The sequence below is a fragment of the Conservatibacter flavescens genome, assembly GCF_002795425.1.
GTDB classification, from domain to species: domain Bacteria; phylum Pseudomonadota; class Gammaproteobacteria; order Enterobacterales; family Pasteurellaceae; genus Conservatibacter; species Conservatibacter flavescens.
This window is the reverse complement of sequence record NZ_PHHA01000020.1, coordinates 45,165-71,742: the sequence shown is the minus strand read 5'-3', so window position 1 is coordinate 71,742 and position 26,578 is coordinate 45,165. Positions and strand designations below refer to the sequence as shown.

Sequence of the window (26,578 nt, the reverse complement as noted above, 5' to 3'; positions counted from 1 at the left end):
TTTACCAATAAGGCATAAGATATGTTATGACCTAATTATTTTTTCCAATTTTTTAATGCATCTGCAAACGCATTGCCCATAACACTATTATTATGGGAATGACGTTCTGAGCGCTCATGACGCGGTTTTGCATGAGAAGTGCGGTCAGTTTTTCCCATATTTTTCACCGCACTTTCATCTAAACGCATCGTTAATGCAATCCGTTTACGCGCCACATCTACATCAAGCACTTTTACTTTGACTACATCGCCGGTTTTCACCACCTTATGAGGGTCTTCAACAAACTTATCACTTAAGGAAGAAATATGCACTAAACCATCTTGATGTACGCCAATATCCACAAAAGCCCCGAAATTGGTCACATTAGTGACCGTTCCCTCTAAGATCATACCTGATTTTAAATCACTAATCTCTTCAACGCCTTCCATAAAGGTTGCCGTTTTAAATTCACCTCGAGGATCTCGTCCTGGTTTTTCCAACTCTTTGAAAATATCTAATACCGTCGGCAAACCAAATTGTTCATCAGTAAACTGCTTGGCTTCTAATTGACGCACAGCTGAGACATTGCCCATAAGCTCTTGGATTGACTGCTGAGTGGCTTGTAAGATTTTTTCCACCACTGGATAGGCTTCTGGGTGCACCCCTGAGGCATCAAGGGGATTTTTCCCATTAGCAATACGCATAAACCCGGCACATTGCTCAAACGCTTTTGGCCCTAAACGCGGCACTTTTTTCAATTGTGCGCGGTTGTCAAAACGTCCGTTTTCATCACGGTAATCCACAATATTTTGTGCTAATGTTTTGCTCATACCGGCTACCCTGGAGAGTAAAGCGCTAGAGGCGGTATTTAAATCCACCCCAACCGCATTAACACAATCTTCAACCACTGCATCTAATTTACGCGCTAATTGTGTTTGATTAACATCATGTTGATACTGTCCAACCCCAATCGCTTTAGGTTCAATTTTCACCAACTCAGCCAATGGATCTTGCAAACGGCGAGCAATTGATACTGCCCCACGTAAAGACACATCCAAATCGGGAAATTCCGCAGCAGCCAGTTCTGAGGCTGAATAAACAGATGCTCCCGCCTCTGACACGACGACAGTTTGTGGCTTATTTGCACACTGCTTAATCACTTCTTTTGCGAAACGCTCCGTTTCACGGGAGGCTGTGCCGTTACCAATCGCAATTAACTCCACATTGTGCTGCTGAATTAACTTGAAAATGGCTACCATTGCACTTTGCTCTTGCCCAGTATGTGGATAAACCGTCTCCGTCGCAAGTAATTTCCCGGTATTGTCCACAACAGCCACTTTCACTCCCGTACGTAAACCGGGATCGAGGCCCATTGTATTTTTCGCGCCTGCAGGCGCTGCCATTAGCAAGGCACTCAAGTTACGCGCAAAGACATCAATGGCTTCGTCTTCGGCTTTTTCTCGTAACGCCCCCATCAATTCAGTTTCTAAATGAAGGGCAATTTTGATTTTCCATGTCCAACTGATGACTTGCGCACGCCAGTTATCTGCTGGTTGGTTATTAAGATGAATACCTAAATGATCACGAATAATTTCTTCACAATAACTATGGCGACTCCCTTCTTCAGCCTCAGGATCCGCATTGAGGCTTAATTGTAAAATCCCTTCATTACGACCTCGAAACATCGCTAAGGCACGGTGTGATGGCACATTACGCCACGCTTCTTGATGATCAAAATAATCTTGAAATTTCGCCCCTTCGGCCTCTTTTCCTTCTAAAACTTTTGAAACTAAGACCGCACTTTGCTGTAGATAATGACGAACTTTCGCCAAAAGCGCAGCATCTTCGGCAAAACGCTCCATTAAAATATATTTTGCGCCATCTAATGCCGTTTTGGCATCTGGCACGTTGTCATTGACAAAAGTGAGCGCAACCTGCTCTGGCTCATGTTGAGGCTCTTTCCATAATAAATCCGCTAATGGTTCCAACCCAGCTTCAATCGCAATTTGACCTTTCGTTCGGCGTTTAGGTTTATAGGGCAAATATAAGTCTTCAAGCTCAGTTTTACTTTGTGTTTGTTCGATAGCTTGGCGCAGCTCATCTGTGAGCTTACCCTGTTCATCAATAGACTTAAGAATCGTTTGACGGCGATCTTCTAACTCTCGAAGATAAATTAAACGTGTTTCGAAATGACGTAATTGGGTATCGTCTAAGCCGCCCGTTGCTTCTTTACGATAACGGGCAATAAACGGAATGGTATTACCATCATCTAATAATTCAATGGCGGCAAGAATCTGCTTTGCTTGTACCGCCAGCTCGGTGGCAATAATTTGGCTAATTTGTTGATTTAACATAAGATACTTCGTTTCATTAGTTATATTGTTTACGGCGTTAATTTGGCCCGATGACAGAGTTTATTCCCCTCACGTTTCACAGCAGGGGATAAAAAATTTTAAATAGCATACTGGTTTTAAGCAGAAGGCTCAAATTTTTATGTTAAAATATTGCACATATGGATAAGTTAGGGTGAAAAATGAGCAAATATAATAAATTACGCATTGAATGGGATTGCCGACGCGGCATGCTGGAGCTGGATAACGTTATTATGCCTTTTTATCAACAGCATTTTGAATCCCTAACAGAGCAGCAAAAACAAGCTTTTATTCGTCTACTCGCCTGTTCAGATCTTGAACTTTTTTCTTGGTTATTTAAAGGCTCTGAGCCTCAAGACCTTGAATTACGCACGATGATCACCCATATTCAAAATACACTAAAATAGCATTGCCCAATCTTTACAAAAAAGATTGAACTTTTTTTCGTTTCTTCACTCTAACCTCATATACAGGCTTGCTGTCTTGCTACGGTTAGAAGTGAAATCAAATGTAGGGAGATTCACTTTACATGAGTGAACAACTAACAGATCAAGCTTTGGTAGAAAGAGTACAGCAAGGAGATAAAAAAGCCTTTAATTTGTTGGTGTCTCGATATCAGAATAAATTGGCTGGGCTATTAACCCGTTATGTGTCGCCGAATGATATTCCCGATGTGGTACAAGAATCGTTTATTAAAGCTTATCGCTCTTTAGATTCTTTTCGCGGCGACAGCGCTTTCTACACATGGCTTTATAGAATCGCGGTGAATACTGCAAAAAATTATTTAACCGCTCAAGGTCGTCGTCCTCCGAATGAAGACATTTTAGCCGAGGAAGCGGAAACGTATGAGGCTGGTACACATTTACGGGATGTAGAGACACCTGAAAATTTAATGTTATCTGCTGAGTTGAAAAAGGTTGTGTTTAGTACCATTGAAAACTTGCAGGAAGAATTAAAAACAGCAATTACCTTACGAGAAATCGAAGGTATGAGCTATGAAGAAATTGCTGAAATAATGGATTGTCCAGTAGGGACAGTACGTTCACGAATTTTCCGAGCGCGCGAAATTATTGAAGCCAAAATTAGTCCGCTTATGCAGCGTTAACCAAGTTCAAACGAAAAACGTTGGGGTATTAAAATGCAAAAAGAGTTACTTTCAGCCTATATTGACGGCGAGAACGTCGATAACAAACTGACTGATGCGCTTTGCAAAGATGAAGATTTACAGAGAAGTTGGGCGAATTTACATGTCATTCGTACCGTTATGCGCCAAGAAAGCCAAGATATTTTTTTAGGCGCTGATTTTACTGCAAAAATGGAAAATCTTATTGCTGCTGAAGTGGGATATGAAAATCAGCCAACAATGGAGGAAGCCGAAAAATCTCCATTTATGCAAAAATTACGTTCTTGGTTAATGCCTGTTACACAAGTCGCGGTTGCTGCTGGCGTTTGCTTAGTCGCGGTTATCGGCGTACAGTCTTTTAATAATACTGAACAAGGTTTGACTGCTGATAGCGATAAACCTGTTTTACAAACCTTGCCGTTTACCAATAATGTTCAAGCAGTGAGTTATAACGCACCAACAAAAGATGTTGTCACCAACGAAGAAGTTGAACAAAAAAATAAACGCATTGAAGCTATGCTGCAAGATTACGAGTTGCAACGTCGCATGCACATGGATAAAAAATAATCTTATTATCGACTAACAGGCGAACGATGTTCGCCTTTTTCTTAGAACAAAAATTTACCATGCTAAAAATTTTTCCAAAACTTACCGCGCTTTTATTACTTTTTTCCGTATCATCGCTATCTGCTACAGAGCTGAGCCCACAGCAATGGGTCACTAACATGGTTAAATCCAATCAGCAACTTAACTATGATATGACCTTTATCACGCTAGGGCCAATAGACACGTTATCTTTACGTTATCGACATGTATTTGATGAAGATACAGTCTATGCGCAACTTTTAAATTTAGACAATAGCCCGCAAGAAATCGTCCAACGGGGTGATATTGTGAGTTATTTTGCCAATAACTATCCACCTTTTTCAATTGAATCCAACCATATTGTCGATCAATTGCCAAACATATTGCGTGTAAATATCTCAGATCTCACAAAGCACTATGAGTTCATTGATTTAGGGCGTAACCGTATCGCCAATCGAGTGGCGCAAACTATTCGTATTCAGCCCAAAGACAATTTTCGTTATCAATATGTCGTATTTATTGACGAAGAAACACAATTATTATTACGTAGTGATATGTTAGATCGCGATGGCAATCTCCTAGAACAATTTCGCGTAGTCAATATCCAGTTAAATACCGAACCTCAAACATTTACAAATTATCTGGCTTTCGCGCATTTACCTCCTTTGGTTCAGCATTCTGCGCAAGTTATAGACAAAAATGTCATCAATTGGACACCAAGTTGGCTACCACAAGGGTTTACCCAACTGAAAGCCACACGAGAAAAAATCAATAACCAATATATTGATAGTCAATTATATACCGATGGTTTATTTTCATTTAGCCTCTATGTGTCAGACTCTCCATTACCAGACAATCACGAAACGGTTTGGAAACAAGGTTCACATACTATTTACAGTGAAACCATTAATAAAAAAGAGATTACGTTAATCGGGCAAATACCACTCACCACAGCAAAACGTATTGTTCAAGATATACAATTTAAATAAGAGGCTATATGTTAACAGAAACTGCCGTTGTAGTGGCTTACGAAAAAGGTGTCGCTACCGTACAATGCCAAACCCAATCAGCTTGTGGGAGCTGTGTGGCGCGTAAGGGGTGTGGCACCTCCGTTTTATCAGAATTAACTGGAGAAAAAGGCAATCACCTTTTATCTGTGGAAAGCCTTATGCCACTTAAAGTCGGGCAAAGAGTGCAAATAGGCTTGGAAGAAAAATCCTTAATTATCACCGCACTTTTAATGTATATCGTTCCATTATTGACACTTTTAGCCACAACATTCCTCACTGATGGGATTTTTGATAATGAACTCGTGCGCGCCATGATAATTTTCATGACTACGGCGATTGCCTTTATTGCAGTACGTTATTACAGCAAACAACTTAATAAAAAACCGGCCTATAAACCGGTTTTATTGCGGGTGCTATAATCGTCCCTCTCGATTAAACGTTATATTCATTAAGCAGAAAACTTACTCCGTCGGCTTCTCATACCAAATCCGATTAATGTACAAAGAAGCTAAACCTGATGGAGTATGCACTTTAACTTCATCATCAATTTGTTTACCAATGAGTGCGCGCGCAACTGGAGAATCCACAGAAATCCAATTTTTGCCGGGATCAAATTCATCACCGCCCACAATACGATATTGTTTACATTCTCCCTCGTCATTTTCCACTTCTACCCATGCGCCAAAAAAGACCTTGCCTTCTTGGCGGGGGTGATAATCCACAATCTGCAACACTTCCAAACGTTTCATTAAAAAACGAACGCGTCGATCAATTTCACGTAAGCGGCGCTTGCCATAAATATATTCTGCGTTTTCACTACGATCGCCTAATGCCGCTGCATCAGAAACCGCTTGGGTCACTTTAGGGCGCTCTTCTTTCCATAAATACTTTAATTCTTGATCTAAAGCATTCCAACCTGCTCGAGTAATATAATTAGATTTTGCCATATTTTTCTCTCTTTATTGAGGCATTCCACGCAAACTCGGTACATGATCAAATGGTGGAACTGAGGTTGGTGCCGGTTGATCACTAAACAATAAAATAAATGGCTGTGGCGGTACCACTTTTTCTTTACGCCATAAACTCCCTATGCTCACCAGTTGAATATCTTTAGGCAAATGTCGAAGTCCCGCTTGCAAAACTGCAACGGTATTTGGTCGTGGGTGACCAATGACGATAGCAGTCCCGTGTCTACGAGCATACTGAATAGCGCGCTGAAATTGGGTTTGAACATCAGCAAATTTATCACTATCATCGAGGAAAATATGGCGATCTAATGCACTTATCCCGCGCTGCTTCGCAATTTTACCTGCCACACTGCTGCCTATGGTACGGCTATCCAAAAAGAAGAGATGTTGACGCTGTAACGCAACCATCAATTTTTCCATTAAGGGGGTATCCGCTGTCGCAGCACTGCCCGTATGATTATTCAATCCTATTGCATAAGACACAATCTGCTTTGCTCGATCCACTCGCTGATCAACTTCAAGCTGGCTCATGCCCAAATAAATTCCCCCTTCTTCCAATTTCATACCGTTTTTCGCCTGCATCGGCAAATGAATGAGAACATCTCGTCCCTGTTGCTTAGCTTGTTGATTGCGTTGCTTGGCATAAGGCGCAGAGGGAATAATCGCAACAGAAATTTCTTTTGATAAAGAATAAATAGCACTATCTTCTTTCTGACGATAACCAATATCATCAATCACAATAGCCAGTTTATTCCCATAAGCCGATAGGCTTGTCAGTATAAGTGCGGTGAAAAAAAGACTATTTTTAACCGCACTTTTTCCACATATCTTCATCATTTTAACCAACCTACCGGATTGACTGGATTCCCTTGTCGTGTAATTTGGAAAAACAGAGAAGAACGCCCCTGCCCCCCACTATTACCCACTTCAGCAATTTTTTGCCCTGCTCGAACTAAGTTTCCAACACGTACCGCAACAGATTGGTTATAGCCATATAAACTAATATCACCTTTACCATGTTCAATGGCCACCACTAAGCCATAGCCTTGTAGCCAGCTTGCCAAAATAACTCGTCCATCGGCAATGGCACTGACAGGAGTGCCGGCACTGGCACCTATTACGATACCTTTCCAGCGCACTTCTCCCGCCTGAGTTGAACCATAACTATTAAGGATTTTACCTGACACGGGATAACGATATTGTTTACGAGGTTGACCTAAACCACCAGCAGTGCGTAATAATTGCTGTTCTTGAGCAGTGGGTTGATAAGGACGATTATTTTTCTTTTCCTCATTGGCTTTTTTCTGCGCATACGCTTCTCGCTCACGTTTTTCTTGTTCACGTGCAGCGCGTTCAGCCCGTTGAATCTCTTGGCGTAATGCGTTTTCATTCGCTCGTAATGTCGCCAAACGGTTTTCATCTTTTTGCAAAGTGCGATTAATTTGATTTAAGGTTTTTTCTCGTTCATTTTTCGCGCTTTGTAATTCACGCTGTTGTTTTTTTTGTTCATTCAACTGCGCTTGTTGTGCTTTTTGTTGCTCTTGAATAAAGGCTTTGTTTTGGGCTAATTGTTCTTGTGTTTTTTTCAAATCATCAATTAATGCTAGCCGTGCTTTATTCATATGGGCATAATACACTTTCATTCGCTCGGCATTTTTAGCCTCTTCCGATAACAACTGTTCTAACAAAGCAGGGTTATTATTCGCACGATAAGCTGAATCCAACTGTTTAGCCAATTTCTCTTTTTGGGCTTTTTCTTGCTTTTCTAATTGAGTAATTTGCTTATCTGTCTCTGCGATAATTTTATTACTTTCACGAATTTCAGCTTCCGTTTTGCGCAGATCATTGATGACATTATTGATACGGTTTTCTTGGGTTTTTAATGTAGACTGCAATTTGCTTTGTTCGCGTTTTTGTTGCGCAATTTGTTGTTCTGTTTGCTTTATTTGCTGCTGTATTTTTGACAGATCATTGGCATGCGCACTCGGCAAGACACAAAGTAATACGCCCGAAAGTGCGGTCAATATCTGAAATTTTTTTTGATAAAATGACAATAACATCGCAATGCTTTCCTACCCAAAGAATAAAAATGCAATATATCATTTTTTTCCAAATTTTGCGAAAGATCAGTAATTACACAAACGTGACTTTCAAAAAGAAGCAAATTTTGTTATAAAGAACATAATATTTTATTGTTTAACTCATAGGAGAAAATCATGGAATTAGTTTTTATTCGTCACGGTTTCAGTGAATGGAATGCAAAGAACTTATTCACCGGTTGGCGCGATGTCAATTTAACAGAACGTGGGATTGAAGAAGCCAAAGCTGCAGGTAAAAAATTATTAGATGCGGGTTATGAATTTGATATTGCTTTCACTTCAGTACTCACTCGTGCAATTAAAACGTGTAATATTGTTTTAGAAGAATCAAATCAATTATGGATTCCACAAGTCAAAAATTGGCGTTTAAATGAACGTCACTATGGCGCATTACAAGGTTTAGATAAAAAAGCGACTGCGGAGCAATATGGTGATGAACAAGTACATATTTGGCGCCGTTCTTATGATATTTCACCGCCAGACTTAGACCCAGCTGATCCAAATTCTGCACATAACGATCGCCGTTATGCTGATTTACCAAAAGATGTCGTACCAAATGCTGAGAACCTCAAAATCACGCTTGAGCGTGTATTACCATTCTGGGAAGATCAAATTGCTCCAGCATTGCTATCTGGCAAACGCGTATTAGTCACAGCTCACGGAAACTCACTTCGCGCACTTGCGAAACATATTATCGGTATTTCTGATGCTGACATCATGGATTTTGAAATCCCAACTGGTCAACCATTAGTCTTAAAACTTGATGATAAATTAAACTTCGTTGAGAAATTTTATCTTTAATTCAATATCGAAGGGATAATCATTGATCTGACTCGAGAAAGTTAGACGATTACATTAAGGACTGTTTCCCATATTCAATGGGTTTCAGTCCTTTTACTTTATTTAAATCGCGTTTGTAGCCAACTCTCACAAAAAGCCAAATAAGCTCGCACAATGGTTGAAGGGTGACGATGAGCCGCATAGATTAGGTGTACATTGAGATCGAGTAGCGGGTACTCTGCGAATATCTTCACTAATCGTCCGGACTCAAGATGAGGTCTTGCAATAAACTCAGGGAGTTCAGTAATCGCCATTCCGGCTAAAGCATAGTCACATAACACATTAAAATTATTCGCAGAAAACCTTAATTCGGGTACAAATTTTTCATCTGCTAAATGCCAAAAATTTGCCATACTACGACTAAAATGCCAACCTGCTAATGCATATTCTGCTAAAGCGTTGGGCGCACTGGGCGTACCAAACCGCTCGATAAACTCGGGGCTTGCATACAAATAATGTCGAATATTCGGACACTTCTTTGCTCGCACTTTATCGGTATAAAGTTCACCAATGCGTAACGCAACATCGATTTGGTCTTGGGTTAAATCCAATAACATATCCGTATAATGGCAACTCACATCAATATTCGGATAAGCCTGTTGAAAAGCAATGATCAATTCTCCCCAAAATTCAAAGTTAGGAGGTAATGATAAACGCAATTTACCATGTAAATTTTGCAAATCGCTTTTAACATTGCGCTCTGCTTCCAGCAGGGCTTCAATGTTATAGAACGTTTGATCAAACAATCGCTGCCCTGAAGTCGTTAAGCGGACACCTTTTCTCCCACGATCCAACAACTGCGTTTTTAACTCATTTTCCAATTCTGTTAAACGCCGGCTTAATGTTGGCAGTGGCACACCTATTTTCTCCGCAGCCTTAGACAAAGAACCCGCTTGGGCAGTCGCAATGAATAAACGTAATGCATTGAGATCCATTCTTTCCTCTCATTTCTGAAAATTAATTTCTCAATTTTATCCATTCCCAACCAAAATTTAAAGGCATATACTGCATACATCTTGAAACGCAAGGTATACATACAACATATCAAGGGTTTTAAATAAATCAATGACACTTTAATGAAGAGGATTAAAAAATGAAAATTGCAGTGATTGGAGCAACAGGTACAGTCGGTCGTGGTGTGGTGCGTGAGGCCGCAAGTCGTGGACATCAAGTTGTCGCATTTGCTCGTAACGTAGATAAAGTTGAACAACTAGACAATGTACAAGCGGTCGCTTTTGATGTGAATGCTGCCGATTTCGCCGAGCAGTTAAAAGGCTTTGATGCGGTAGTCAGTGCGTTTAATGGTGGTTGGACAAACCCAAATGCGGGAGCTGATTTTGAAAAAGGGGCAAATGCCATCACCGAAGCGGCGAAAGCGGCGGCAGTGCCTTATTTATTAGTTGTGGGTGGCGCAGGTAGCCTTTATATTGAACCAAATGTGCAGCTGATTGATACCCCAGAGTTTCCAAAAGAAATCTATGATGGTGCAAATGCCGCCCGCAACTGGTTAAAGGATTTACAAAATCGTCGCGATGTAAACTGGTCGTTTATCAGCCCTCCTGCGATGTTTGAAGGTGATATTGAAACCCGCTCAGGAAAATATCGTGTAGGTAAAGACGAAGTATTATTCACGGGTGATGAACTTGCCAACATTTCTCTACCGGATTTAGCTTGTGCAATTATTGATGATGTAGAAACGAAAGGGCATTTGTTTGAACGTTTTACTGTGGCAGAAGCGTAATCATGAAAGTCATTTATTTTTGGGATGCTTATTGTGGCTGGTGCTTTGGTTTTGGCAAGGTGTTAGCCGAATTTTTGGATAAACATCCAGAACTTGAAGTGGACGTGGTTTCAGGAGGATTGTTTGTGGGTGCTCGTGTGCAACCCATGAGCAACATGCCTTATATCGCTGGAGCAAATGCGCGTATTGGCGAGATGTTTGGGGTGCAATTTGGCACGGCTTACAACCAATTAGTTGAGCAGGGTACGTATCAAATGAACTCTTATCACCCAGCGGCTGTACTGATGGAAATGAAAAAATTTCTTAAAAATCGACCGCTCTTTGATTTTGCCAAAGCAATGCAAACAGCGTTTTATCAAAAAGGTGCAGATTTGACTAAAGTAGAGAGCTATTTGCCTTTACTTGAACACTTTAATTTGCAAGATAAAATCAGCAAGGAAGCATTATCTCAATGCTTAGCAAGCCAGACAGCAATAAGTGATTTTGCCCTTACTCAACAATTTGGCGTACAAAGTTACCCAACGCTGGTACTCAAGTATGATGACAAATATTACGATCTTCGTCAAAATGCAATGGGCGTGGCAGAATTAGACAAAAACCTAACGTCTATTTTATCAATGTAAGGATAAAAAATGAAATTTCCCGCAGTATTTCTGGGGCATGGTAGCCCGATGAATGCTATTGATAACAAAAATCCGTTTAATAACGGATTTTCACAAATGGCGAAAAACATTACCGCAAAATATGGCAAGCCACAGGCAATTTTAATGATTTCCGCCCATTGGTATGGACGAGATTTTCGCGTGATGACAGGCGAAAACAACCCCATTATTTATGATTTTTATGGTTTTCCCGAAGCATTGTATCAAACGCAATATCCCGCTAAAGGATCAATAGCATTAGCCGGGCAAGTGATGTCTCTACTTGCGGATGACGGCATTATTGCAGATGATAAGCGTGGTTTAGATCATGGCGCATGGGCAGTCCTGCGACATTTTTATCCAAATGCGGATATCCCTGTTGTGCAATTATCACTTAACTTGTCCAAGCCTGCCAGCTGGCATTGGCAAATTGCCAAGAAACTCAGCGTGCTAAGTGATGCGGGCATACTCATTATGGGAAGTGGAAATATTGTGCATAATTTACATGAATTAAATTTTGCTCAAATGGATCATTCCGTAGCCTATGATTGGGCAGCGTTATTTCACCAACAAATCAATCAGGCTATTTTGACAAATGATACTCAGACACTGCTAGATTATCAAAACTTAGGGCAACATGCTAACCTTTCTGTGCCAACACCTTCTGAACATTACCTACCATTGCTATATGTAATGGCACAGCGAGAAAAAAATGATAATGTACAGATTTTTAATGATGAAATTATCGGCGGATCGCTGTCTATGACCTCTGTAACAGTGAGAATATAGTTAAACCTCAATAACCTCTAACAATTTGTTAGAGGTTTTTTAATTATTAAGCTATATTAAAACTTGTTCTAAACGAAAATTCACTTTTAATTGGAAACAAAATGAAAAAATCATCTCTTTCAACCGCACTTTCTTGCGGATTTCTAGACATTTTGTCAAAATTTCGCTATTGTGCAATTTCTAATTCAACAATTCGCTAATCAACTTAGCTAAGGAAAGATAAAATGGGTTTATTTGATTTTGTAGGCGATATCGGGCGCAAAATTTTCTCTAAAAAAGAAGAAGCCTCTGAAGCTGTAACAAACCATATTGCGGAAGATAATCCAGGCATTGAAAATGTCTCCGTAAAAGTAGAAGACGGAGTAGCAAAAATCGAAGGTACTGCGGATTCAGCTAGTGCCCTAGAAAAAGCCATTTTAATGGCGGGTAATATTGCTGGTATTACGTCTGTAACAACAGAAGGTGTAACGATTAAAAGTGGAGAAGCTTTAGCGGGTGATGATGAGTTTTATATTATCCAAAAAGGCGATACACTATGGAAAATCGCAGAAAAAAATTACGGTAACGGTGCGAAATACACTGCAATCGTGGAAGCGAATAAAGAAGTTATCAAAGACGCGGATAAGATCTTTCCAGGTCAAAAAATTCGTATTCCTAAATCATTATAAATCATTGATTGATAAAAGCGGTTTCCCACCGCTTTTATTCTTTCTATGGTTAAATTTTGCGCAAATGCTGTTTTTCTCTACCATTTTTATCGACTGACTGCCTAAGTATAGCTATAATTCAACGTCTATTAATTTTTTTATCCCGTGTTCGGTGCGGTTCGCCGAGTGCAAAGATTTATTTCGAGGTAAGCATAAATGCAATTTTCAGTAGAAACAACACAAGGCCTTGAGCGCCGTATGACTATTACCGTACCTGCAGACACTATTGAACAAGCAGTACGTGAAGAATTAAAACGTGTATCAAAGAATGCACGAGTTGACGGCTTCCGTAAAGGTAAAGTGCCTCCAAGTATTATCGAAAAACGCTTCGGTGCATCAGTACGTCAAGATGTATTAGGTGATGTGATGCAGCGCAGTTTCTTTGATGCCGTGATTAAAGACAACCTGAACCTTGCTGGTCGCCCAACATTCACGCCTGAGCAGTTTGAAGCCGGTCAAGATTTAAAATTCTCTGCAACGTTTGAAGTTTATCCAGAAGTCACCTTAAAAGGTTTAGAAAACATCAAAGTTGAAAAACCAGTTGTTGAAATTAATGAAGCCGATATCGATAAAATGATCGATGTATTACGTAAACAACAAGCCACTTGGTCAGAAACCCAAGATGCCGCTAAAGCTGAAGACCGAGTGACAATTGATTTCACTGGTACAGTTGATGGTGAAGAATTTGAAGGTGGTAAAGCAACAGATTTCGTTCTTGCGATGGGACAAGGCCGTATGATTCCTGGTTTTGAAGAAGGTATCGTTGGCAAGAAAGCAGGTGAGTCTTTTGATATTGATGTCACTTTCCCTGAAGCATACCACGCTGAGAACCTAAAAGGTAAAGCGGCTAAATTTGCCATTGTGCTGAAAAAAGTTGAAGCAATGGAACTCCCAGAATTAACTGATGAATTCGTTGCAAAATTTGGTCCAAATACCAAAACTGTTGCAGACTTGCGTAATGAAATTAGCAAAAATATGCAGCGTGAATTAAAAAATGCTTTAGTTTCACGTGTGAAAACACAAGTGATCGATGGCTTATTGGAACAAAACCCGATTGACGTTCCAGCTGCAGCGATTGATCAAGAAATTGAAGTCTTACGTGGCCAAGCGGCACAACGTTTTGGTGGCAATACACAACAAGCGGCTCAATTACCACGTGAATTGTTTGAAGAACAAGCAAAACGTCGTGTTCAAGTCGGCTTATTATTATCAAGCGTTATCACTTCAAACGAATTAAAAGTTGATGAAGATCGCGTAAACACAATGATTGAAGATATTGCCTCAGCTTACGAGCAACCGAAAGAAGTGGTTGAATACTACAAATCAAATAAAGAACTCAGTAACAATATCCGCAATGTGGTATTAGAAGAACAAGCTGTTGATGCAGTCCTTGCGAAAGCACAAGTGACTGAAAAAGCAGCCTCTTTTGATGAAATTATGAATCCACAAGCTTAATTACGTTTAGCTTAGGGTTGATAAAACTTAAAGTGCGGTCAATTTTTCGCAAGAAATTGACCGCACTTTTCTTTTAAATAGCATGAATAAAAAGCCTTTTTTCAAAAATTCATGTAAAATGCTTCAATTTAGTCATTAATTATGAGGTCATTATGAGTGTAATTCCTATGGTCGTTGACCAAACCTCACGTGGCGAACGTGCCTACGATATTTATTCTCGCCTATTAAAAGAACGCGTAATCTTTTTGAGTGGCCAAGTCGAAGACAATATGGCGAATTTGATTGTCGCCCAATTGCTTTTTTTAGAATCAGAAAATCCAGAAAAAGATATCAATATTTATATCAACTCTCCCGGTGGTTCTGTTACTGCGGGAATGGCGATTTATGACACCATGCAATTTGTCAAACCGGATATTCGAACCATCTGTATTGGACAAGCTTGTTCTATGGGCGCATTTTTACTTGCTGGTGGTACAGCGGGCAAACGTGCGGCACTGCCACATGCTCGTGTCATGATCCACCAACCACTCGGCGGATTTCGTGGACAAGCCTCTGATATTCAAATTCATGCTCAAGAAATTTTGAAAATCAAAGATACCTTAAATCAACGTTTGGCATTCCATACGGGACAACCTCTAGAGCGTATCGAACAAGACACAGATCGCGATAATTTTATGTCAGCAGAACAAGCCAAAGCCTATGGTTTAGTTGATGAAGTAATTGCAAAACGATAAAAATTGGAAAAGTTATGACTACAAAAGACAAAGAACTTTGTTGCTCATTCTGTGGCAAGCAAAAAGAAGAAGTCGGCGAATTAATTGCCGGTGAACACAACAACGGTTTGATTTGCCATAACTGTATTGAATCTTGTTATGCCTTGGTGCATGCGGAAGAAGAAACTGAAGAAGAAGCACAAGAAAGCACAGATGACATAACACAGCAACCGCTCCCCACGCCACATGAGATTCGCGCGCATTTAGATGATTATGTCATTGGGCAAGATTATGCCAAAAAAGTATTATCAGTGGCGGTTTATAATCATTACAAGCGTTTACGCTCTCAGCACAAATCTGACGATGTGGAGTTGGGCAAAAGTAATATTTTATTAATTGGCCCAACAGGTAGTGGCAAAACATTATTAGCCGAAAGTTTAGCACGTATGCTGAATGTGCCATTTGCTATGGCTGATGCGACAACGTTAACCGAAGCGGGTTATGTGGGCGAGGATGTTGAAAATATCATTCAGAAATTATTACAAAACTGTGATTACAACCCTGAAAAAGCTGAACAAGGCATTATCTATATTGATGAAATTGATAAAATTACACGCAAATCGGATAATCCTTCGATCACACGTGATGTCTCCGGTGAGGGGGTGCAGCAAGCCTTATTAAAACTTATTGAAGGCACTATAGCGTCCATTCCACCACAGGGAGGACGTAAGCATCCACAACAAGAGTTCTTGCGTGTCGATACCTCAAAAATTCTCTTTATTTGTGGAGGCGCATTTGCCGGATTAGACAAGGTAATTGAACGCCGTGTACATACCGGCAGCGGTATTGGCTTTAATGCTGAGGTCAAAGGGGAAAAAGATAAAATTAGTTTAAGCGAATTATTTAAACAGGTAGAAACTGAAGATTTAATTAAATTCGGCTTGATTCCGGAATTTATTGGGCGTTTGCCTGTAGTTGCGCCATTAAGTGAACTCGATGAAGCCGCCTTAATCCAAATTTTAACGGAACCTAAAAATGCCCTAACGAAGCAGTATCAGGCATTATTCCACCTAGAACATGTAGATTTAGAGTTCACCCTTGAGGCCTTAACTGCTATCGCGAAAAAAGCCCTTGAACGGAAAACAGGTGCGCGTGGTTTACGTTCTATCGTTGAGTCTGCTTTACTTGATACTATGTATGATTTACCGTCTCTAGAAAATCTAGAAAAAGTCATTGTAGATGAAGCGGTTATCACAGAGCAGCAACCTCCTACACTAAAATACCTCAAAGGGTAAATTCATTTATCGAATCATTTTGAGCGATCAGGGATCGCTCATTTTTTCGGTATTATGTAGCAGTTACACAAAGATTAAAACAGCTAAATACCTTAAGCTCCCCAATACAAATAGTATGGGGTGAGATTATTTAGAATATAAAATCGGGCGATTGCTCGATTTTATATTTTATTTCTCCAACCACTTCAAAAATCCCCTCAAACTCAAACAAACCACCCCTTCAAAACTATTCCCTTCAAACTCGTCCATAGTAACGACAAACTTTGGGTAGTTATCTTGAATTTTCAATAAATTACCAAATTCTCGTTCAAGGGTCTTTTCTTCGTTAATAGTTAAAGTGGCTTGAACATAAATTCGTTCACCATTTTTTTCTGCCACAAAATCAATTTCTTGGCTATTTAATCCACCGATTTTGACATTATAGCCTGCGATTTGTAGATGGTTGAAAATAACGTTTTCCAACAGTTTGCCACGATCTTGCACCCGGTAGCCAATTAAGGCATTGCGAACGCCTAAGTCTTCAAAATAGTATTTCTCGCCGATTTCAAAAATTCGTTTGCCTTCAATATCATAGCGTGGCACTTTGTGGATTAAAAATGCATTAGCAAGATATTCAGTGTAGTTTTGCACTTGTGCAACAGATGTGGAAATTTGTTGAGATTTTAGAAAATCACTGATTTTTTTAGCTGAAAATAAGTTACCTATATTGCTGGCTAGAAATTGGGTGAGCTGCTCTAAAAACAGCGTATTACGCAGAGCATAGCGGTTGGCTATATCGCGCATGGCAATGGTGGAATAAATATTACGCAAGTATTCAAACACAACATGGTCTTGCAATGGGAGTTCTTTTAAATAAGGCAATCCACCGTATTTTAAAAACAACGACATTGATTTATCGCTGTCTTCCAGGTGCATAAATTCCAAAAATTCAAAATAAGAAAGGGAATGCACGGTAATTTCAATGGAACGTCCACTTAAACTGCCAGCAATATCACGGGAAAGCAGATGAGCGTTACTTCCTGTGCAATATAAATCGAGTTCATCGTCAAGTAGTAGAGAACGCAAGGCTTGTTCAAAGCCAGCGATTTCCTGAATTTCATCAATAAACACCGCATTTTTTTGACCGCTCTTTTTCTCGGCTTGGATACAAGCATTGAGATCTTCGGCAGTTTTGATATGGCTGAAAGCAAGATCTTCTTTATTGATGTAGATAATATGATCGGTTTTGATTTCCTGCATAATCTGAAACAGCAGATAACTCTTGCCGACACGCCGTTGCCCAGTGAAGACTTTAATCAGTTTTTTACCCATAAACGGGCGAACCAGCTCTAAATAGCGTTTGCGATAGACGAAATCTGTTTTCATAGTATCCATTTTTTAATTTTATAAATGCAAGTTTTACCTTTACTCAGTAAAGTTTTAATTATAAATAAAACTTTTTATTATAGCTAGCCAAAGTTTGGCTATAATAAAAAATCCTTGTGATGTAAAAATACTCACAAGGATTATAGTAGAATTGAGCTAATCGGTCTTTGTGCAACTGCTACATAATACCGCATTTTTTTATAAAAAATTCGATCCACCTCACACTTTTACACTTTTCTCTTTTATTTTTTCCGTATTTCTCTTTAGACTAAAGCTATCGAAACGTTTCGATAGTAATTTTATCTCAACTCACGGAGAGCATAATGAAAAAAAGTGCTGTGCTGAATGCACAACTTTCCCACTTAATCGCGAGTGTTGGGCATACTGATGGTATTACCATTTGTGATGCTGGCTTGCCTATCCCAAATGATGTAGCGCGCGTTGATTTAGCCCTCACTCAAGGTGTTCCTACTTTTTTACAAACCCTTGAGGTAGTCAGCCATGAATTATTTATTGAGCGTGCATTAATCGCAGAGGAAATTAAATTAAAAAATCCTCAAATTCATACCGCACTTCTTGCGCATTTTCAAACACTTGAGCAAGTGCAGCAAAATAAAATCTTTATAGAATATGTTAGCCATGAAGAATTTAAACAGTTCGCAAATCATAGCAAAGGCATTGTACGTACTGGCGAATGTTCGCCTTATGCCAATGTGATTTTATATTCAGGTGTGCCTTTTTAACGAGAGCCAATCATGCAACATGAAATCTTATTAAAACTCAACGGAATAGACAAAAGTTTTCCTGGCGTAAAAGCATTGAATAATGCCTGCCTGTCCGTCTATGCTGGGCGCGCCATGGCGCTAATGGGCGAAAATGGCGCAGGCAAATCCACCTTAATGAAAGTATTAACGGGGATTTACAACAAAGACGCTGGCACTATCGAATATCTTGGACAGCATGTCGCTTTCAAAGGGCCAAAAGATTCTCAAGAAGCGGGAATCAGCATTATTCACCAAGAGTTAAATCTTGTCGACAATCTCACCATTGCTGAAAACATTTTTCTCGGACGTGAATTTCTAAATGCTTTCGGTGGCATTGATTGGAAACGCATGTACCGCGAAGCTGACCTATTGCTCGCGCGTTTAGGCGTACCTTACAGTAGCCACCAACTTTGCGCAGAACTGTCCATTGGTGAAAAACAAATGGTAGAAATCGCGAAGGCACTCAGTTTTGAATCTCAAGTTATTATCATGGATGAACCCACTGATGCGTTAACAGACACCGAAACCGAAGCATTATTTAAGGTCATTCGTGAACTAAAAGCCGAAAAACGCGGCATCGTCTATATCTCACACCGTATCAAAGAAATTTTTGAAATTTGCGATGATGTCACCGTATTACGAGACGGACAATTTATCGGAGAAAGTCCTGTCAGTGACCTGACTGAAGACAGCCTGATTGAAATGATGGTAGGTCGTCGTTTAGATGAACAATATCCTCATATTGAACAAGCCCAAGGTGAAATACGCCTTGAAGTAGAAAACCTCAGTGGCAGCGGAGTGCATAATATCAGCTTTAAATTACATAGCGGTGAAATTCTAGGCATCTCCGGTTTAATGGGCGCAGGGCGTACCGAGTTGATGAAAGTATTATATGGTGCGCTGCCTCGTACAGAAGGAAAAGTGCGGTTAAATAATCAAGAAATTTTTAATCGCTGTCCTCAAGATGGCCTAGATAAAGGCATTGTATATATTTCTGAAGACCGCAAAGGCGACGGCTTAATTTTAGGCATGTCGGTAAAAGAGAATATGTCACTCACGGCCTTAAAATACTTTGCTCGTTTGGGACATATCGATCAACAAGCGGAAAATATGGTAGTAAATGACTTTATTGAATTATTCAATGTTAAAACCCCAAGCCCTAATCAGCCTATAGGGTTATTATCCGGAGGTAATCAACAAAAAGTCGCAATAGCTAAAGGCTTGATGACTCGCCCCGATGTTTTAATTCTTGATGAACCGACGAGAGGAGTTGATGTCGGTGCTAAAAAAGAAATTTATCAACTGATTAACAAATTCAAACAGGAAGGCTTAAGTATCATCATCGTTTCATCTGAAATGCCCGAAGTATTGGGAATGAGCGATCGCATTTTAGTGATGCATGAAGGTCGAATTAGCGGTGAATTTCAACGTGGCGAAGCAACCCAAGAAAAACTACTCGCTGCCGCCATTGGTAAGGATAAATAGAGGAAATTATGACTAAAACTCAAACCACACAATCTTTTCAGCTAGGAAGATTCTTATTAGAACAACGTTCGATCATTGCGCTACTTGTGCTTATCGCCATTGTTTCAATGATCAACCCTGATTTTTTCAGCATGGATAATATTCTCAATATCCTACGCCAAACCTCCGTTAATGCAATTATTGCCGTCGGTATGACCTTTGTGATTTTGATTGCAGGCATTGACTTATCTGTCGGATCCGTATTAGCCCTAACTGGTGCCATTGCTGCGAGCATGGTTGGTATGGAAATGTCTATTTTTCTCGTCATTCCGCTGACTTTACTCATCGGCACTTTACTTGGCGGGGTAAGCGGTGTCATTGTGGCCAAAGGTAAAGTACAAGCCTTTATTGCTACCCTAGTCACCATGACCTTATTACGCGGTATCACCATGGTATATACCGACGGTCGCCCAATTAGCACGGGATTTTCTAATACTGCCGATGCCTTTGCTTATCTTGGTACCGGCTATTTATTTGGGATTCCATTGCCTATTTGGATTATGGTCTTCGTATTTGCTATCGCATGGTATATTTTGAAACACACCCGTATGGGACGTTATATTTATGCACTTGGTGGTAACGAATCGGCAACACAGTTATCAGGCATTAATGTTAATAAGGTAAAAATCTTTGTATTTGCCGTCAGCGGTTTCTTATCTGCATTAGCCGGTCTTATTGTCACCGCTCGCCTGTCTTCCGCGCAGCCAACTGCCGGCGTTTCTTATGAACTCGATGCCATTGCTGCGGTTGTAGTAGGCGGTACAAGCTTAATGGGGGGCAAAGGACGAGTAATGGGAACATTAATCGGAGCATTAATCATCGGATTTTTAAATAATGCTTTGAATTTATTAGATATTTCATCTTACTATCAAATGATAGCAAAAGCATTGGTTATCTTAGTTGCAGTTTTAGCGGATAACTATCTCGGCTCGAAAAGAGCATAATTATACAAGGAGAACGTTCAATGAAAAAACTCACTACCCTCGCTTCCAGCATCATGTTAAGCCTTGCTATTAGTGGCACTGCATTAGCACAAGAAACCATTGCTCTCGCGGTTTCTACCTTAGATAACCCATTCTTTGTGTCTCTACGTGATGGTGCACAGAAAAAAGCCGATGAGCTAGGCTATAAATTAGTGGTGTTAGACTCACAAAATGATCCCGCTAAAGAACTTGCTAACGTGGAAGATTTAACAGTGCGTGGCGCAAAAGTCTTATTAATCAACCCAACGGATTCCGAAGCTGTCAGCAATGCTGTTGCGATGGCCAACCGCAATAATATTCCTGTGATCACGTTAGATCGCGGCGCTGCCAAAGGTAACGTAGTCAGCCATATCGCATCAGACAATGTAGCAGGCGGTAAAATGGCCGGTGATTTTATCGCTGAGAAACTCGGTGACGGTGCGAAAGTTATTCAACTAGAAGGCATTGCTGGCACCTCTGCTGCTCGTGAACGTGGCGAAGGGTTTAAACAAGCAATTGACGCACACAAATTTGATGTATTAGCAAGTCAACCCGCTGATTTTGACCGTACCAAAGGGTTAAATGTGATGGAAAACTTGCTTGCAAGCAAAGGCGCGGTACAAGCGGTATTCGCACAAAATGACGAAATGGCATTAGGTGCTTTACGTGCAATCAAAGCAGCAAATAAACAAATCTTAATTGTCGGCTTTGATGGCACTGATGACGGCGTAAAAGCAGTAAAAGGCGGGCAAATGGCTGCAACTATCGCACAGCAACCAGAGCTGATTGGCGAGCTTGGTGTCATCACCGCTGATAAAATTATCAAAGGAGAAACCGTTGATACCAAAATCCCAGTGGATTTAAAAGTCATCACCAAATAATTGGTTATAAACCGGGCGGAAATCCGTTCCGCCCGATAATATGAGGTATAGTCTATGAAAACGTTAACGGTGCTAGGCAGCATAAATGCTGATCATGTTATTTCCGTTCCTCACTTTGTGACACCAGGTGAAACCTTGACTGGTTCAAATTATCACATTGCCTATGGGGGAAAAGGTGCAAATCAAGCTGTCGCTGCCGCACGCTTGGGAGCAAAAGTGAATTTTATTGCCTGTATTGGAGATGATGACATCGGCAAAACCATGAAGCAGGCTTTTGAACAAGATGGCATTGACACTTCAGCGATTACAACGATAAAAAATGAAATGACCGGTATCGCCATGATCCAAGTGGCGCAAAGTGGTGAAAATAGTATTGTTATTGCCGCTGGTGCAAATCGTCATTTAGATCAGGCGCTCATGGCAAACTTCACACAAGAAATTCAACAAGCAGATTGCTTATTAATGCAACTAGAAACCCCTCTACCTGCGATTATTGAGGCAGCGAAACTCGCTCAACAACATCATACCAAAGTCGTACTGAACCCTGCCCCAGCACAACAATTACCGGATGAATTATTGCAACATATTGATATCATTACGCCTAATGAAACCGAAGCAGAAATTCTCACCGGCATAAAAGTCACTGATGAAAAAAGTGCGGTAGAATCTGCAAATGTTTTTCACCAAAAAGGCATTAAAACTGTGTTGATCACACTAGGTTCAAAAGGTGTCTTTTATAGCGATGGTACACACAGTAAAATAGTGCCTGGCTTTCGAGTACAAGCTCAAGATACCACCGCAGCAGGCGACACATTTAATGGCGCATTTGTTACCGCATTATTAGAAAATAAATCGGTTGATGAGGCCATTCATTTTGCTCATGCTGCAGCGGCCATAAGCGTCACTCGACAAGGTGCACAGCCATCTATTCCAACACGCAAAGAAACTTTGGCATTTTTAACCGCACTTTAGACCATATAGGAGGTAGTAACATGGCAACGATGAAAGATATTGCAAGGCTAGCACAGGTTTCTACCTCAACGGTTTCCCACGTGATCAATAATTCACGCTATGTCAGCGACGAAATTAAAGAAAAAGTCATGGCAGTGGTGACACAATTAAATTACACCCCTTCCGCTTTAGCCCGCAGCCTTAAAATCAAAGAAACCAAAACCATCGGTATGTTAGTGACCGCAACAGATAACCCCTTTTTCTACGAAGTGATCAGTGGCGTAGAAAGTTATTGCAACCAACATCACTACAACTTGATTATTTCAAATACCTACGGAAACGAAGAACGTTTACAACAAAATGTGGACACACTAGTCCAAAAGAAAATTGATGGCTTATTATTAATGTGTTCAGAATCCACTTTCCCAGCAGGCAATCCAATCAATCTTCCCCTACCGATGGTCATTATGGATTGGTGGCCCACAGAACTCAACGCAGATAAAATTTTTGAAGATGCCGAATATGGCGGTTATTTAGCGACCAAAACCCTTATCAAACATGGGCATACCCAAATTGGCATTATCACGGGTAATCTCACCAAATCTATCGCTCAAAACCGATTAAATGGATACAAAAAAGCACTCGCTGAACATCACCTCCCCCTCAACCCGAATTGGATCATTGAAAGCCATTTTCATTTTGAAGGCGGAATAAAAGGCATGGCACAACTTTTATCTCAACCGCATCGACCGACTGCTGTTTTTGCCTGTAGCGACACCATTGCTTTTGGCGCCTATCACACCGCTTGGCAACAGGGATTATCAATCCCACAAGATATTTCCATTATCGGTTATGATGATATCCATCTCGCTCAATATATGTCCCCCCCTCTCAGCACAATTCATCAACCGAAAACAGAACTGGGTAAATTAGCCGTAGAAACCTTACTTGAACGAATAAAAAAACCAATAGAAAATTATCGTACTTTGGTATTAAAACCACAGTTGGTAGAGAGAGGGTCTATTGCAATGCTATAGCTCTGCAACATGTAACTCTATTTTATTCTCTTTTATAATCTTCATAATAGAATTAGGCGGAGGACAATCGGTAAATATTGCCGAAATTGTAGCTAAAGAACCTAGCTCAACCGCTGCAGATGTATGAAATTTTGTGTGATCAATCGCAAGTATTTTATTTCTTGAATGATCTAGCATAGCTTTCACTACCGCCACTTCATTAATATCAAAATCTAGCAATACACCATCTGCGGTAATCGCTCCCAAACTCGTAATTAAATAATCTGCTCTAAAATTATTAATAAACGAGATGACATCAGGCCCAATAATTCCACCATTATGAGCACGTAAAATACCTCCAACAGTTATAACCTCAAAATTTTTATTCTGATATAAAATATTCGCGACACGATGACTATTAGTTATAATCCTCAAATTACTTTTCGTTTCTAAAGCTTTGGCAATAAATTCAACTGTTGTGCCAATAGTAATAAACAATGTGGATCCGTCTGGAATGTATTCTGCGATTTGTTTCGCAATTGCTGTTTTTTCTTTAATATGTGTTGTTTCTCTAATTGAGAACTCAGTATTTACAATACTTGATACTCTTCCTGCGCCTCCGTGATGTCGAGAAACTAAACCTTGTTCACTAAGACTTCTAATATCACGCCTAATCGTCTGAGTGGTCACGCCTAAATTAGCCGCTAACTCCTCATTACTAATATAACCATTAGCCATCACTAATGAGATTAATTTATCTTGTCTTGGATTTCCCGTCAGACCGATATAACTCATGCTATCTCCTTTTTATTATTTAACAGCAATAAATTATAGCTAATTGTACTACGAAGTTTGATTTTGAGTAATAAATTTGTACACTTGTTCTGCGTGGGGTATTCCCTCTCTTCCCCCTTGTTTGGTGCATTTTAATGCAGCTACAGCATTCGCAAATAAAATAGTTTCCGCTAATGAGTTTTTTTGAGCTATACCAAAAGCAAATGCACCATGAAATACATCACCAGCGCCTGTTGTATCAACTACTTCGATTTGAAATCCGCTCTGTTCACAGAGTAGATCATTTTCTGTCCATATACACCCCTGACTCCCTAACGTCACGCAAGCATATCCACCACACACCTGTGATGCCTGTTTTATAGCCTCAACATTATCTGCAGCAAAAGGTAGCATCTTTTTTAATCCAGGTTCGGAAAATACTGAATATGTCGCTAATCTCACAAGAGGCTTAATATCTTGTGGAGTAACATCTGCATCTAAAACAGTAGGTATATTAAATCTTTTTCCTTGTTCCAAAGCATATTGAGCCCCTTCATGCCAACGGACATCACACAAAATGACATCATATTGAGAAAAATCAATCTGCTGTAGCCATTTTACATCTGCCAATAAATCAGGGCTTGGGTAGTTAATAATAAGTCTCTCCCCATTTTTATCCACCACAATAGCTGACTGTGATGATTTCGCATTTTGATAAACTTTAACAAAATCCGTATTTACACCATAGCGCTCTAATTCTTCTAAAATAGTTTTTCCTACCTCATCATCTCCAACGCGGCCAATAAAATCGACACGTCCTGCAAGCTTAGCAATCGCAACCGCTGCTGTTGCTGCTGGCCCTCCTCCAATATCTTTATAATCATTCGCAATAAATTTCCCACTTTGCTCAGGCATATTTTCCACATAATAAATACGATCTTGAACAGCAATTCCAACACAGGCAATTTTCATATTATCTATCCTCTTTTATTTTTAATACGTCACATTCTACTTCATTTTTATTTTTTAAAATGTGATCCATGTCACTTTACAATAACAAAAATTACAAATAATATATAAAACGAAAATAAACGAATCAAAACAAACACCAAATAGGACATAAATATGGCAAAAATCGCGTTTATCGGTTTAGGGCAAATGGGCTCACCTATGGCTACAAATTTGCTTAAAAAAGGGCATGAAGTCTCCGTTTATGATATTAACCTAGCGGCCATTGAAAAATTGACAGCACTAGGTGCGGCTTCATCACCAACGCTTAATGAAGTGGTACAAGGCTGTGAATTTATTATTACTATGTTGCCTAACGGAAAATTAGTGGAACACGTTATTTTTGGCGAACAAGGATTTGTAAATGCAATCGCACCGAATGCGTTAGTGATTGATATGTCAACGATTCATCCATTTGAAAGCGATCAAATCAGAGAAAAATTAAACGCGTTAGACATTCAGTTCATGGATGCACCGGTAGGTCGTACCTCAGATAATGCTATTGCAGGTACCTTACTAATTTTAGCTGGCGGTACTGATGAACAAATAGCCAAAGCTTCAGATATTTTGTTATGTATGGGGTCTGAGATTATTAATACCGGCGGGCCTGGACACGGAATTAGAGTAAAGCTCATTAACAATTTTATGAGTATTTCGCTTAATGCACTGTCTGCAGAAACCGCAACGCTTTGTGAAGCGTTAGATTTACCTTTTGACATTGCGATGCGGGTTATGCAAGGAACACCTGCGAATAAAGGGCATTTTACTACAACTTGGCCGAATAAAGTGTTGAAAGGGGATTTATCTCCTGCCTTTATGATTGATTTAGCACATAAAGATCTCGGTATTGCTCTTGATGTCGCCAATCAATTACATGTGCCCTTAGCCATGGGAGCAGCCTCACGAGAACTATATAGCCAAGCTAGAGCGATGGGACGAGGTAAACAAGACTGGACAGCTATTTTAGAGCATGTTCGTTTTTGTTCAGGTTTGACAAAATAATATTATTACAGAGG

28 protein-coding genes are annotated in these 26,578 nt (G+C 40.0%); 20 read left to right on the top strand and 8 right to left on the bottom strand.

What is annotated here, in order from left to right:
- Positions 1-35: 35 nt before the first annotated feature.
- Positions 36-2,333 (bottom strand): Tex family protein, encoded by a 2,298-nt coding sequence (locus CVP05_RS08780; protein WP_100289198.1) that lies wholly within the window; start codon positions 2,331-2,333, stop codon positions 36-38.
- Between the two features lie 179 nt (positions 2,334-2,512).
- On the opposite strand from CVP05_RS08780, the gene CVP05_RS08775 reads away from it, so the two are divergent.
- The 5 genes from CVP05_RS08775 (at position 2,513) to CVP05_RS08755 (ending at position 5,488) form a co-directional block, all read left to right on the top strand.
- On the top strand, positions 2,513-2,758 hold the full coding sequence (locus CVP05_RS08775; RefSeq protein WP_100289197.1) for an FAD assembly factor SdhE: 246 nt from the start codon (positions 2,513-2,515) through the stop codon (positions 2,756-2,758).
- Positions 2,759-2,880: 122 nt separating this feature from the next.
- A complete protein-coding gene (gene rpoE, locus CVP05_RS08770; RefSeq protein WP_100289196.1) occupies positions 2,881-3,456 on the top strand; it encodes an RNA polymerase sigma factor RpoE in 576 nt (191 codons plus the stop codon).
- A gap of 33 nt (positions 3,457-3,489) precedes the next feature.
- Positions 3,490-4,041: a sigma-E factor negative regulatory protein gene (locus CVP05_RS08765; RefSeq protein ID WP_100289195.1), complete on the top strand. Its 552-nt coding sequence runs from the start codon at positions 3,490-3,492 to the stop codon at positions 4,039-4,041.
- A 26-nt stretch (positions 4,042-4,067) separates the two neighbouring features.
- Positions 4,068-5,048 (top strand): sigma-E factor regulatory protein RseB, encoded by a 981-nt coding sequence (gene rseB / locus CVP05_RS08760; protein WP_341476358.1) that lies wholly within the window; start codon positions 4,068-4,070, stop codon positions 5,046-5,048.
- Positions 5,049-5,056: 8 nt separating this feature from the next.
- A complete protein-coding gene (locus CVP05_RS08755; protein WP_100289194.1) occupies positions 5,057-5,488 on the top strand; it encodes a SoxR reducing system RseC family protein in 432 nt (143 codons plus the stop codon).
- A gap of 42 nt (positions 5,489-5,530) precedes the next feature.
- Here CVP05_RS08755 and greB read toward each other — a convergent pair whose 3' ends face one another.
- The 3 genes from greB to envC are packed head-to-tail and all read right to left on the bottom strand — an operon-like array spanning position 5,531 to position 8,097.
- On the bottom strand, positions 5,531-6,016 hold the full coding sequence (greB, locus tag CVP05_RS08750; protein WP_100289193.1) for a transcription elongation factor GreB: 486 nt from the start codon (positions 6,014-6,016) through the stop codon (positions 5,531-5,533).
- Positions 6,017-6,028: 12 nt separating this feature from the next.
- Positions 6,029-6,871, bottom strand: coding sequence for a divergent polysaccharide deacetylase family protein (locus CVP05_RS08745; RefSeq protein ID WP_100289275.1), 843 nt, complete (start codon positions 6,869-6,871; stop codon positions 6,029-6,031).
- Positions 6,871-8,097: a murein hydrolase activator EnvC gene (gene envC, locus CVP05_RS08740; RefSeq protein WP_100289192.1), complete on the bottom strand. Its 1,227-nt coding sequence runs from the start codon at positions 8,095-8,097 to the stop codon at positions 6,871-6,873. Before envC ends, CVP05_RS08745 begins: the two co-directional genes overlap by 1 nt.
- Before the next feature lie 156 nt (positions 8,098-8,253).
- Between envC and CVP05_RS08735 the strand changes: the two genes are divergently transcribed.
- Positions 8,254-8,937 (top strand): 2,3-diphosphoglycerate-dependent phosphoglycerate mutase, encoded by a 684-nt coding sequence (locus CVP05_RS08735; RefSeq protein WP_100289191.1) that lies wholly within the window; start codon positions 8,254-8,256, stop codon positions 8,935-8,937.
- Between the two features lie 98 nt (positions 8,938-9,035).
- On the opposite strand, the gene CVP05_RS08730 is transcribed toward CVP05_RS08735, so the two are convergent.
- Positions 9,036-9,911, bottom strand: coding sequence for a LysR family transcriptional regulator (locus CVP05_RS08730; RefSeq protein ID WP_100289190.1), 876 nt, complete (start codon positions 9,909-9,911; stop codon positions 9,036-9,038).
- Between the two features lie 158 nt (positions 9,912-10,069).
- Between CVP05_RS08730 and CVP05_RS08725 the strand changes: the two genes are divergently transcribed.
- The 7 genes from CVP05_RS08725 (at position 10,070) to clpX (ending at position 16,317) form a co-directional block, all read left to right on the top strand.
- Positions 10,070-10,717, top strand: coding sequence for an NAD(P)-dependent oxidoreductase (locus CVP05_RS08725; protein ID WP_100289189.1), 648 nt, complete (start codon positions 10,070-10,072; stop codon positions 10,715-10,717).
- Positions 10,718-10,719: 2 nt separating this feature from the next.
- The gene (locus CVP05_RS08720) at positions 10,720-11,340 is read left to right on the top strand and encodes a DsbA family protein (RefSeq protein ID WP_100289188.1); all 621 of its coding nucleotides are present in this window, start codon (positions 10,720-10,722) and stop codon (positions 11,338-11,340) included.
- A 9-nt stretch (positions 11,341-11,349) separates the two neighbouring features.
- On the top strand, positions 11,350-12,147 hold the full coding sequence (gene ygiD / locus CVP05_RS08715; protein WP_100289187.1) for a 4,5-DOPA-extradiol-dioxygenase: 798 nt from the start codon (positions 11,350-11,352) through the stop codon (positions 12,145-12,147).
- Between the two features lie 224 nt (positions 12,148-12,371).
- Entirely contained in the window at positions 12,372-12,815 is a 444-nt protein-coding gene (gene lysM, locus CVP05_RS08710; RefSeq protein WP_100289186.1) for a peptidoglycan-binding protein LysM, read from the top strand.
- A 195-nt stretch (positions 12,816-13,010) separates the two neighbouring features.
- Positions 13,011-14,309 (top strand): trigger factor, encoded by a 1,299-nt coding sequence (tig, locus tag CVP05_RS08705; RefSeq protein ID WP_100289185.1) that lies wholly within the window; start codon positions 13,011-13,013, stop codon positions 14,307-14,309.
- 152 nt (positions 14,310-14,461) lie between these two features.
- A complete protein-coding gene (gene clpP / locus CVP05_RS08700) occupies positions 14,462-15,043 on the top strand; it encodes an ATP-dependent Clp endopeptidase proteolytic subunit ClpP (protein WP_100289184.1) in 582 nt (193 codons plus the stop codon).
- A gap of 14 nt (positions 15,044-15,057) precedes the next feature.
- Positions 15,058-16,317, top strand: a complete 1,260-nt coding sequence (gene clpX / locus CVP05_RS08695; protein WP_100289183.1) for an ATP-dependent protease ATP-binding subunit ClpX — start codon at positions 15,058-15,060, stop codon at positions 16,315-16,317.
- 168 nt (positions 16,318-16,485) lie between these two features.
- On the opposite strand, the gene CVP05_RS08690 is transcribed toward clpX, so the two are convergent.
- Positions 16,486-17,682 (bottom strand): ATP-binding protein, encoded by a 1,197-nt coding sequence (locus CVP05_RS08690; RefSeq protein WP_100289182.1) that lies wholly within the window; start codon positions 17,680-17,682, stop codon positions 16,486-16,488.
- A 323-nt stretch (positions 17,683-18,005) separates the two neighbouring features.
- Here CVP05_RS08690 and rbsD point away from each other — a divergent pair, with 323 nt between their 5' ends.
- Genes rbsD through CVP05_RS08660 form a run of 6 tightly spaced genes read left to right on the top strand, consistent with a single transcriptional unit; the run spans position 18,006 to position 23,801 of the window.
- Positions 18,006-18,425 (top strand): D-ribose pyranase, encoded by a 420-nt coding sequence (gene rbsD, locus CVP05_RS08685; protein ID WP_100289181.1) that lies wholly within the window; start codon positions 18,006-18,008, stop codon positions 18,423-18,425.
- A 12-nt stretch (positions 18,426-18,437) separates the two neighbouring features.
- Positions 18,438-19,931, top strand: coding sequence for a ribose ABC transporter ATP-binding protein RbsA (gene rbsA / locus CVP05_RS08680; RefSeq protein ID WP_100289180.1), 1,494 nt, complete (start codon positions 18,438-18,440; stop codon positions 19,929-19,931).
- A gap of 8 nt (positions 19,932-19,939) precedes the next feature.
- Positions 19,940-20,914 (top strand): ribose ABC transporter permease, encoded by a 975-nt coding sequence (gene rbsC, locus CVP05_RS08675; RefSeq protein WP_100289179.1) that lies wholly within the window; start codon positions 19,940-19,942, stop codon positions 20,912-20,914.
- A 20-nt stretch (positions 20,915-20,934) separates the two neighbouring features.
- Positions 20,935-21,813: a ribose ABC transporter substrate-binding protein RbsB gene (gene rbsB / locus CVP05_RS08670; RefSeq protein WP_100289178.1), complete on the top strand. Its 879-nt coding sequence runs from the start codon at positions 20,935-20,937 to the stop codon at positions 21,811-21,813.
- Positions 21,814-21,867: 54 nt separating this feature from the next.
- Complete coding sequence (gene rbsK / locus CVP05_RS08665; protein ID WP_100289177.1) at positions 21,868-22,785, top strand: ribokinase; 918 nt, start codon at positions 21,868-21,870, stop codon at positions 22,783-22,785.
- A 20-nt stretch (positions 22,786-22,805) separates the two neighbouring features.
- Positions 22,806-23,801 carry a substrate-binding domain-containing protein gene (locus CVP05_RS08660; protein WP_100289176.1) on the top strand — a complete coding sequence of 332 codons (996 nt, stop codon included), beginning with the start codon at positions 22,806-22,808 and terminating at the stop codon, positions 23,799-23,801.
- Here CVP05_RS08660 and CVP05_RS08655 read toward each other — a convergent pair.
- Together CVP05_RS08655 and CVP05_RS08650 are read right to left on the bottom strand one after the other, a co-directional pair.
- Entirely contained in the window at positions 23,796-24,575 is a 780-nt protein-coding gene (locus CVP05_RS08655) for a DeoR/GlpR family DNA-binding transcription regulator (protein ID WP_100289175.1), read from the bottom strand. The genes CVP05_RS08660 and CVP05_RS08655 overlap by 6 nt on opposite strands.
- A gap of 48 nt (positions 24,576-24,623) precedes the next feature.
- Entirely contained in the window at positions 24,624-25,526 is a 903-nt protein-coding gene (locus tag CVP05_RS08650) for a PfkB family carbohydrate kinase (RefSeq protein WP_100289174.1), read from the bottom strand.
- A 153-nt stretch (positions 25,527-25,679) separates the two neighbouring features.
- Here CVP05_RS08650 and yihU point away from each other — a divergent pair, with 153 nt between their 5' ends.
- Positions 25,680-26,564 carry a sulfolactaldehyde 3-reductase gene (yihU, locus tag CVP05_RS08645; protein WP_100289173.1) on the top strand — a complete coding sequence of 295 codons (885 nt, stop codon included), beginning with the start codon at positions 25,680-25,682 and terminating at the stop codon, positions 26,562-26,564.
- The last annotated feature ends 14 nt before the right edge of the window (positions 26,565-26,578 follow it).

Bases quoted from the DNA above. Each gene is read 5' to 3' on its own strand.
- clpX (WP_100289183.1), top strand. From the start codon at position 15,058: ATGACTACAAAAGACAAAGAACTTTGTTGCTCATTCTGTGGCAAGCAA.
- rbsC (WP_100289179.1), top strand. From the start codon at position 19,940: ATGACTAAAACTCAAACCACACAATCTTTTCAGCTAGGAAGATTCTTA.
- CVP05_RS08725 (WP_100289189.1), top strand. From the start codon at position 10,070: ATGAAAATTGCAGTGATTGGAGCAACAGGTACAGTCGGTCGTGGTGTG.
- CVP05_RS08780 (WP_100289198.1), bottom strand. From the start codon at position 2,333: ATGTTAAATCAACAAATTAGCCAAATTATTGCCACCGAGCTGGCGGTA.
- rpoE (WP_100289196.1), top strand. From the start codon at position 2,881: ATGAGTGAACAACTAACAGATCAAGCTTTGGTAGAAAGAGTACAGCAA.
- CVP05_RS08690 (WP_100289182.1), bottom strand. From the start codon at position 17,682: ATGAAAACAGATTTCGTCTATCGCAAACGCTATTTAGAGCTGGTTCGC.
- rseB (WP_341476358.1), top strand. From the start codon at position 4,068: ATGTTCGCCTTTTTCTTAGAACAAAAATTTACCATGCTAAAAATTTTT.
- CVP05_RS08755 (WP_100289194.1), top strand. From the start codon at position 5,057: ATGTTAACAGAAACTGCCGTTGTAGTGGCTTACGAAAAAGGTGTCGCT.
- CVP05_RS08765 (WP_100289195.1), top strand. From the start codon at position 3,490: ATGCAAAAAGAGTTACTTTCAGCCTATATTGACGGCGAGAACGTCGAT.
- rbsB (WP_100289178.1), top strand. From the start codon at position 20,935: ATGAAAAAACTCACTACCCTCGCTTCCAGCATCATGTTAAGCCTTGCT.
- CVP05_RS08650 (WP_100289174.1), bottom strand. From the start codon at position 25,526: ATGAAAATTGCCTGTGTTGGAATTGCTGTTCAAGATCGTATTTATTAT.
- ygiD (WP_100289187.1), top strand. From the start codon at position 11,350: ATGAAATTTCCCGCAGTATTTCTGGGGCATGGTAGCCCGATGAATGCT.
- CVP05_RS08730 (WP_100289190.1), bottom strand. From the start codon at position 9,911: ATGGATCTCAATGCATTACGTTTATTCATTGCGACTGCCCAAGCGGGT.
- CVP05_RS08720 (WP_100289188.1), top strand. From the start codon at position 10,720: ATGAAAGTCATTTATTTTTGGGATGCTTATTGTGGCTGGTGCTTTGGT.
- rbsK (WP_100289177.1), top strand. From the start codon at position 21,868: ATGAAAACGTTAACGGTGCTAGGCAGCATAAATGCTGATCATGTTATT.
- CVP05_RS08655 (WP_100289175.1), bottom strand. From the start codon at position 24,575: ATGAGTTATATCGGTCTGACGGGAAATCCAAGACAAGATAAATTAATC.
- clpP (WP_100289184.1), top strand. From the start codon at position 14,462: ATGAGTGTAATTCCTATGGTCGTTGACCAAACCTCACGTGGCGAACGT.
- CVP05_RS08745 (WP_100289275.1), bottom strand. From the start codon at position 6,871: ATGAAGATATGTGGAAAAAGTGCGGTTAAAAATAGTCTTTTTTTCACC.
- greB (WP_100289193.1), bottom strand. From the start codon at position 6,016: ATGGCAAAATCTAATTATATTACTCGAGCAGGTTGGAATGCTTTAGAT.
- CVP05_RS08775 (WP_100289197.1), top strand. From the start codon at position 2,513: ATGAGCAAATATAATAAATTACGCATTGAATGGGATTGCCGACGCGGC.
- rbsD (WP_100289181.1), top strand. From the start codon at position 18,006: ATGAAAAAAAGTGCTGTGCTGAATGCACAACTTTCCCACTTAATCGCG.
- CVP05_RS08660 (WP_100289176.1), top strand. From the start codon at position 22,806: ATGGCAACGATGAAAGATATTGCAAGGCTAGCACAGGTTTCTACCTCA.
- yihU (WP_100289173.1), top strand. From the start codon at position 25,680: ATGGCAAAAATCGCGTTTATCGGTTTAGGGCAAATGGGCTCACCTATG.
- envC (WP_100289192.1), bottom strand. From the start codon at position 8,097: ATGTTATTGTCATTTTATCAAAAAAAATTTCAGATATTGACCGCACTT.
- CVP05_RS08735 (WP_100289191.1), top strand. From the start codon at position 8,254: ATGGAATTAGTTTTTATTCGTCACGGTTTCAGTGAATGGAATGCAAAG.
- tig (WP_100289185.1), top strand. From the start codon at position 13,011: ATGCAATTTTCAGTAGAAACAACACAAGGCCTTGAGCGCCGTATGACT.
- lysM (WP_100289186.1), top strand. From the start codon at position 12,372: ATGGGTTTATTTGATTTTGTAGGCGATATCGGGCGCAAAATTTTCTCT.
- rbsA (WP_100289180.1), top strand. From the start codon at position 18,438: ATGCAACATGAAATCTTATTAAAACTCAACGGAATAGACAAAAGTTTT.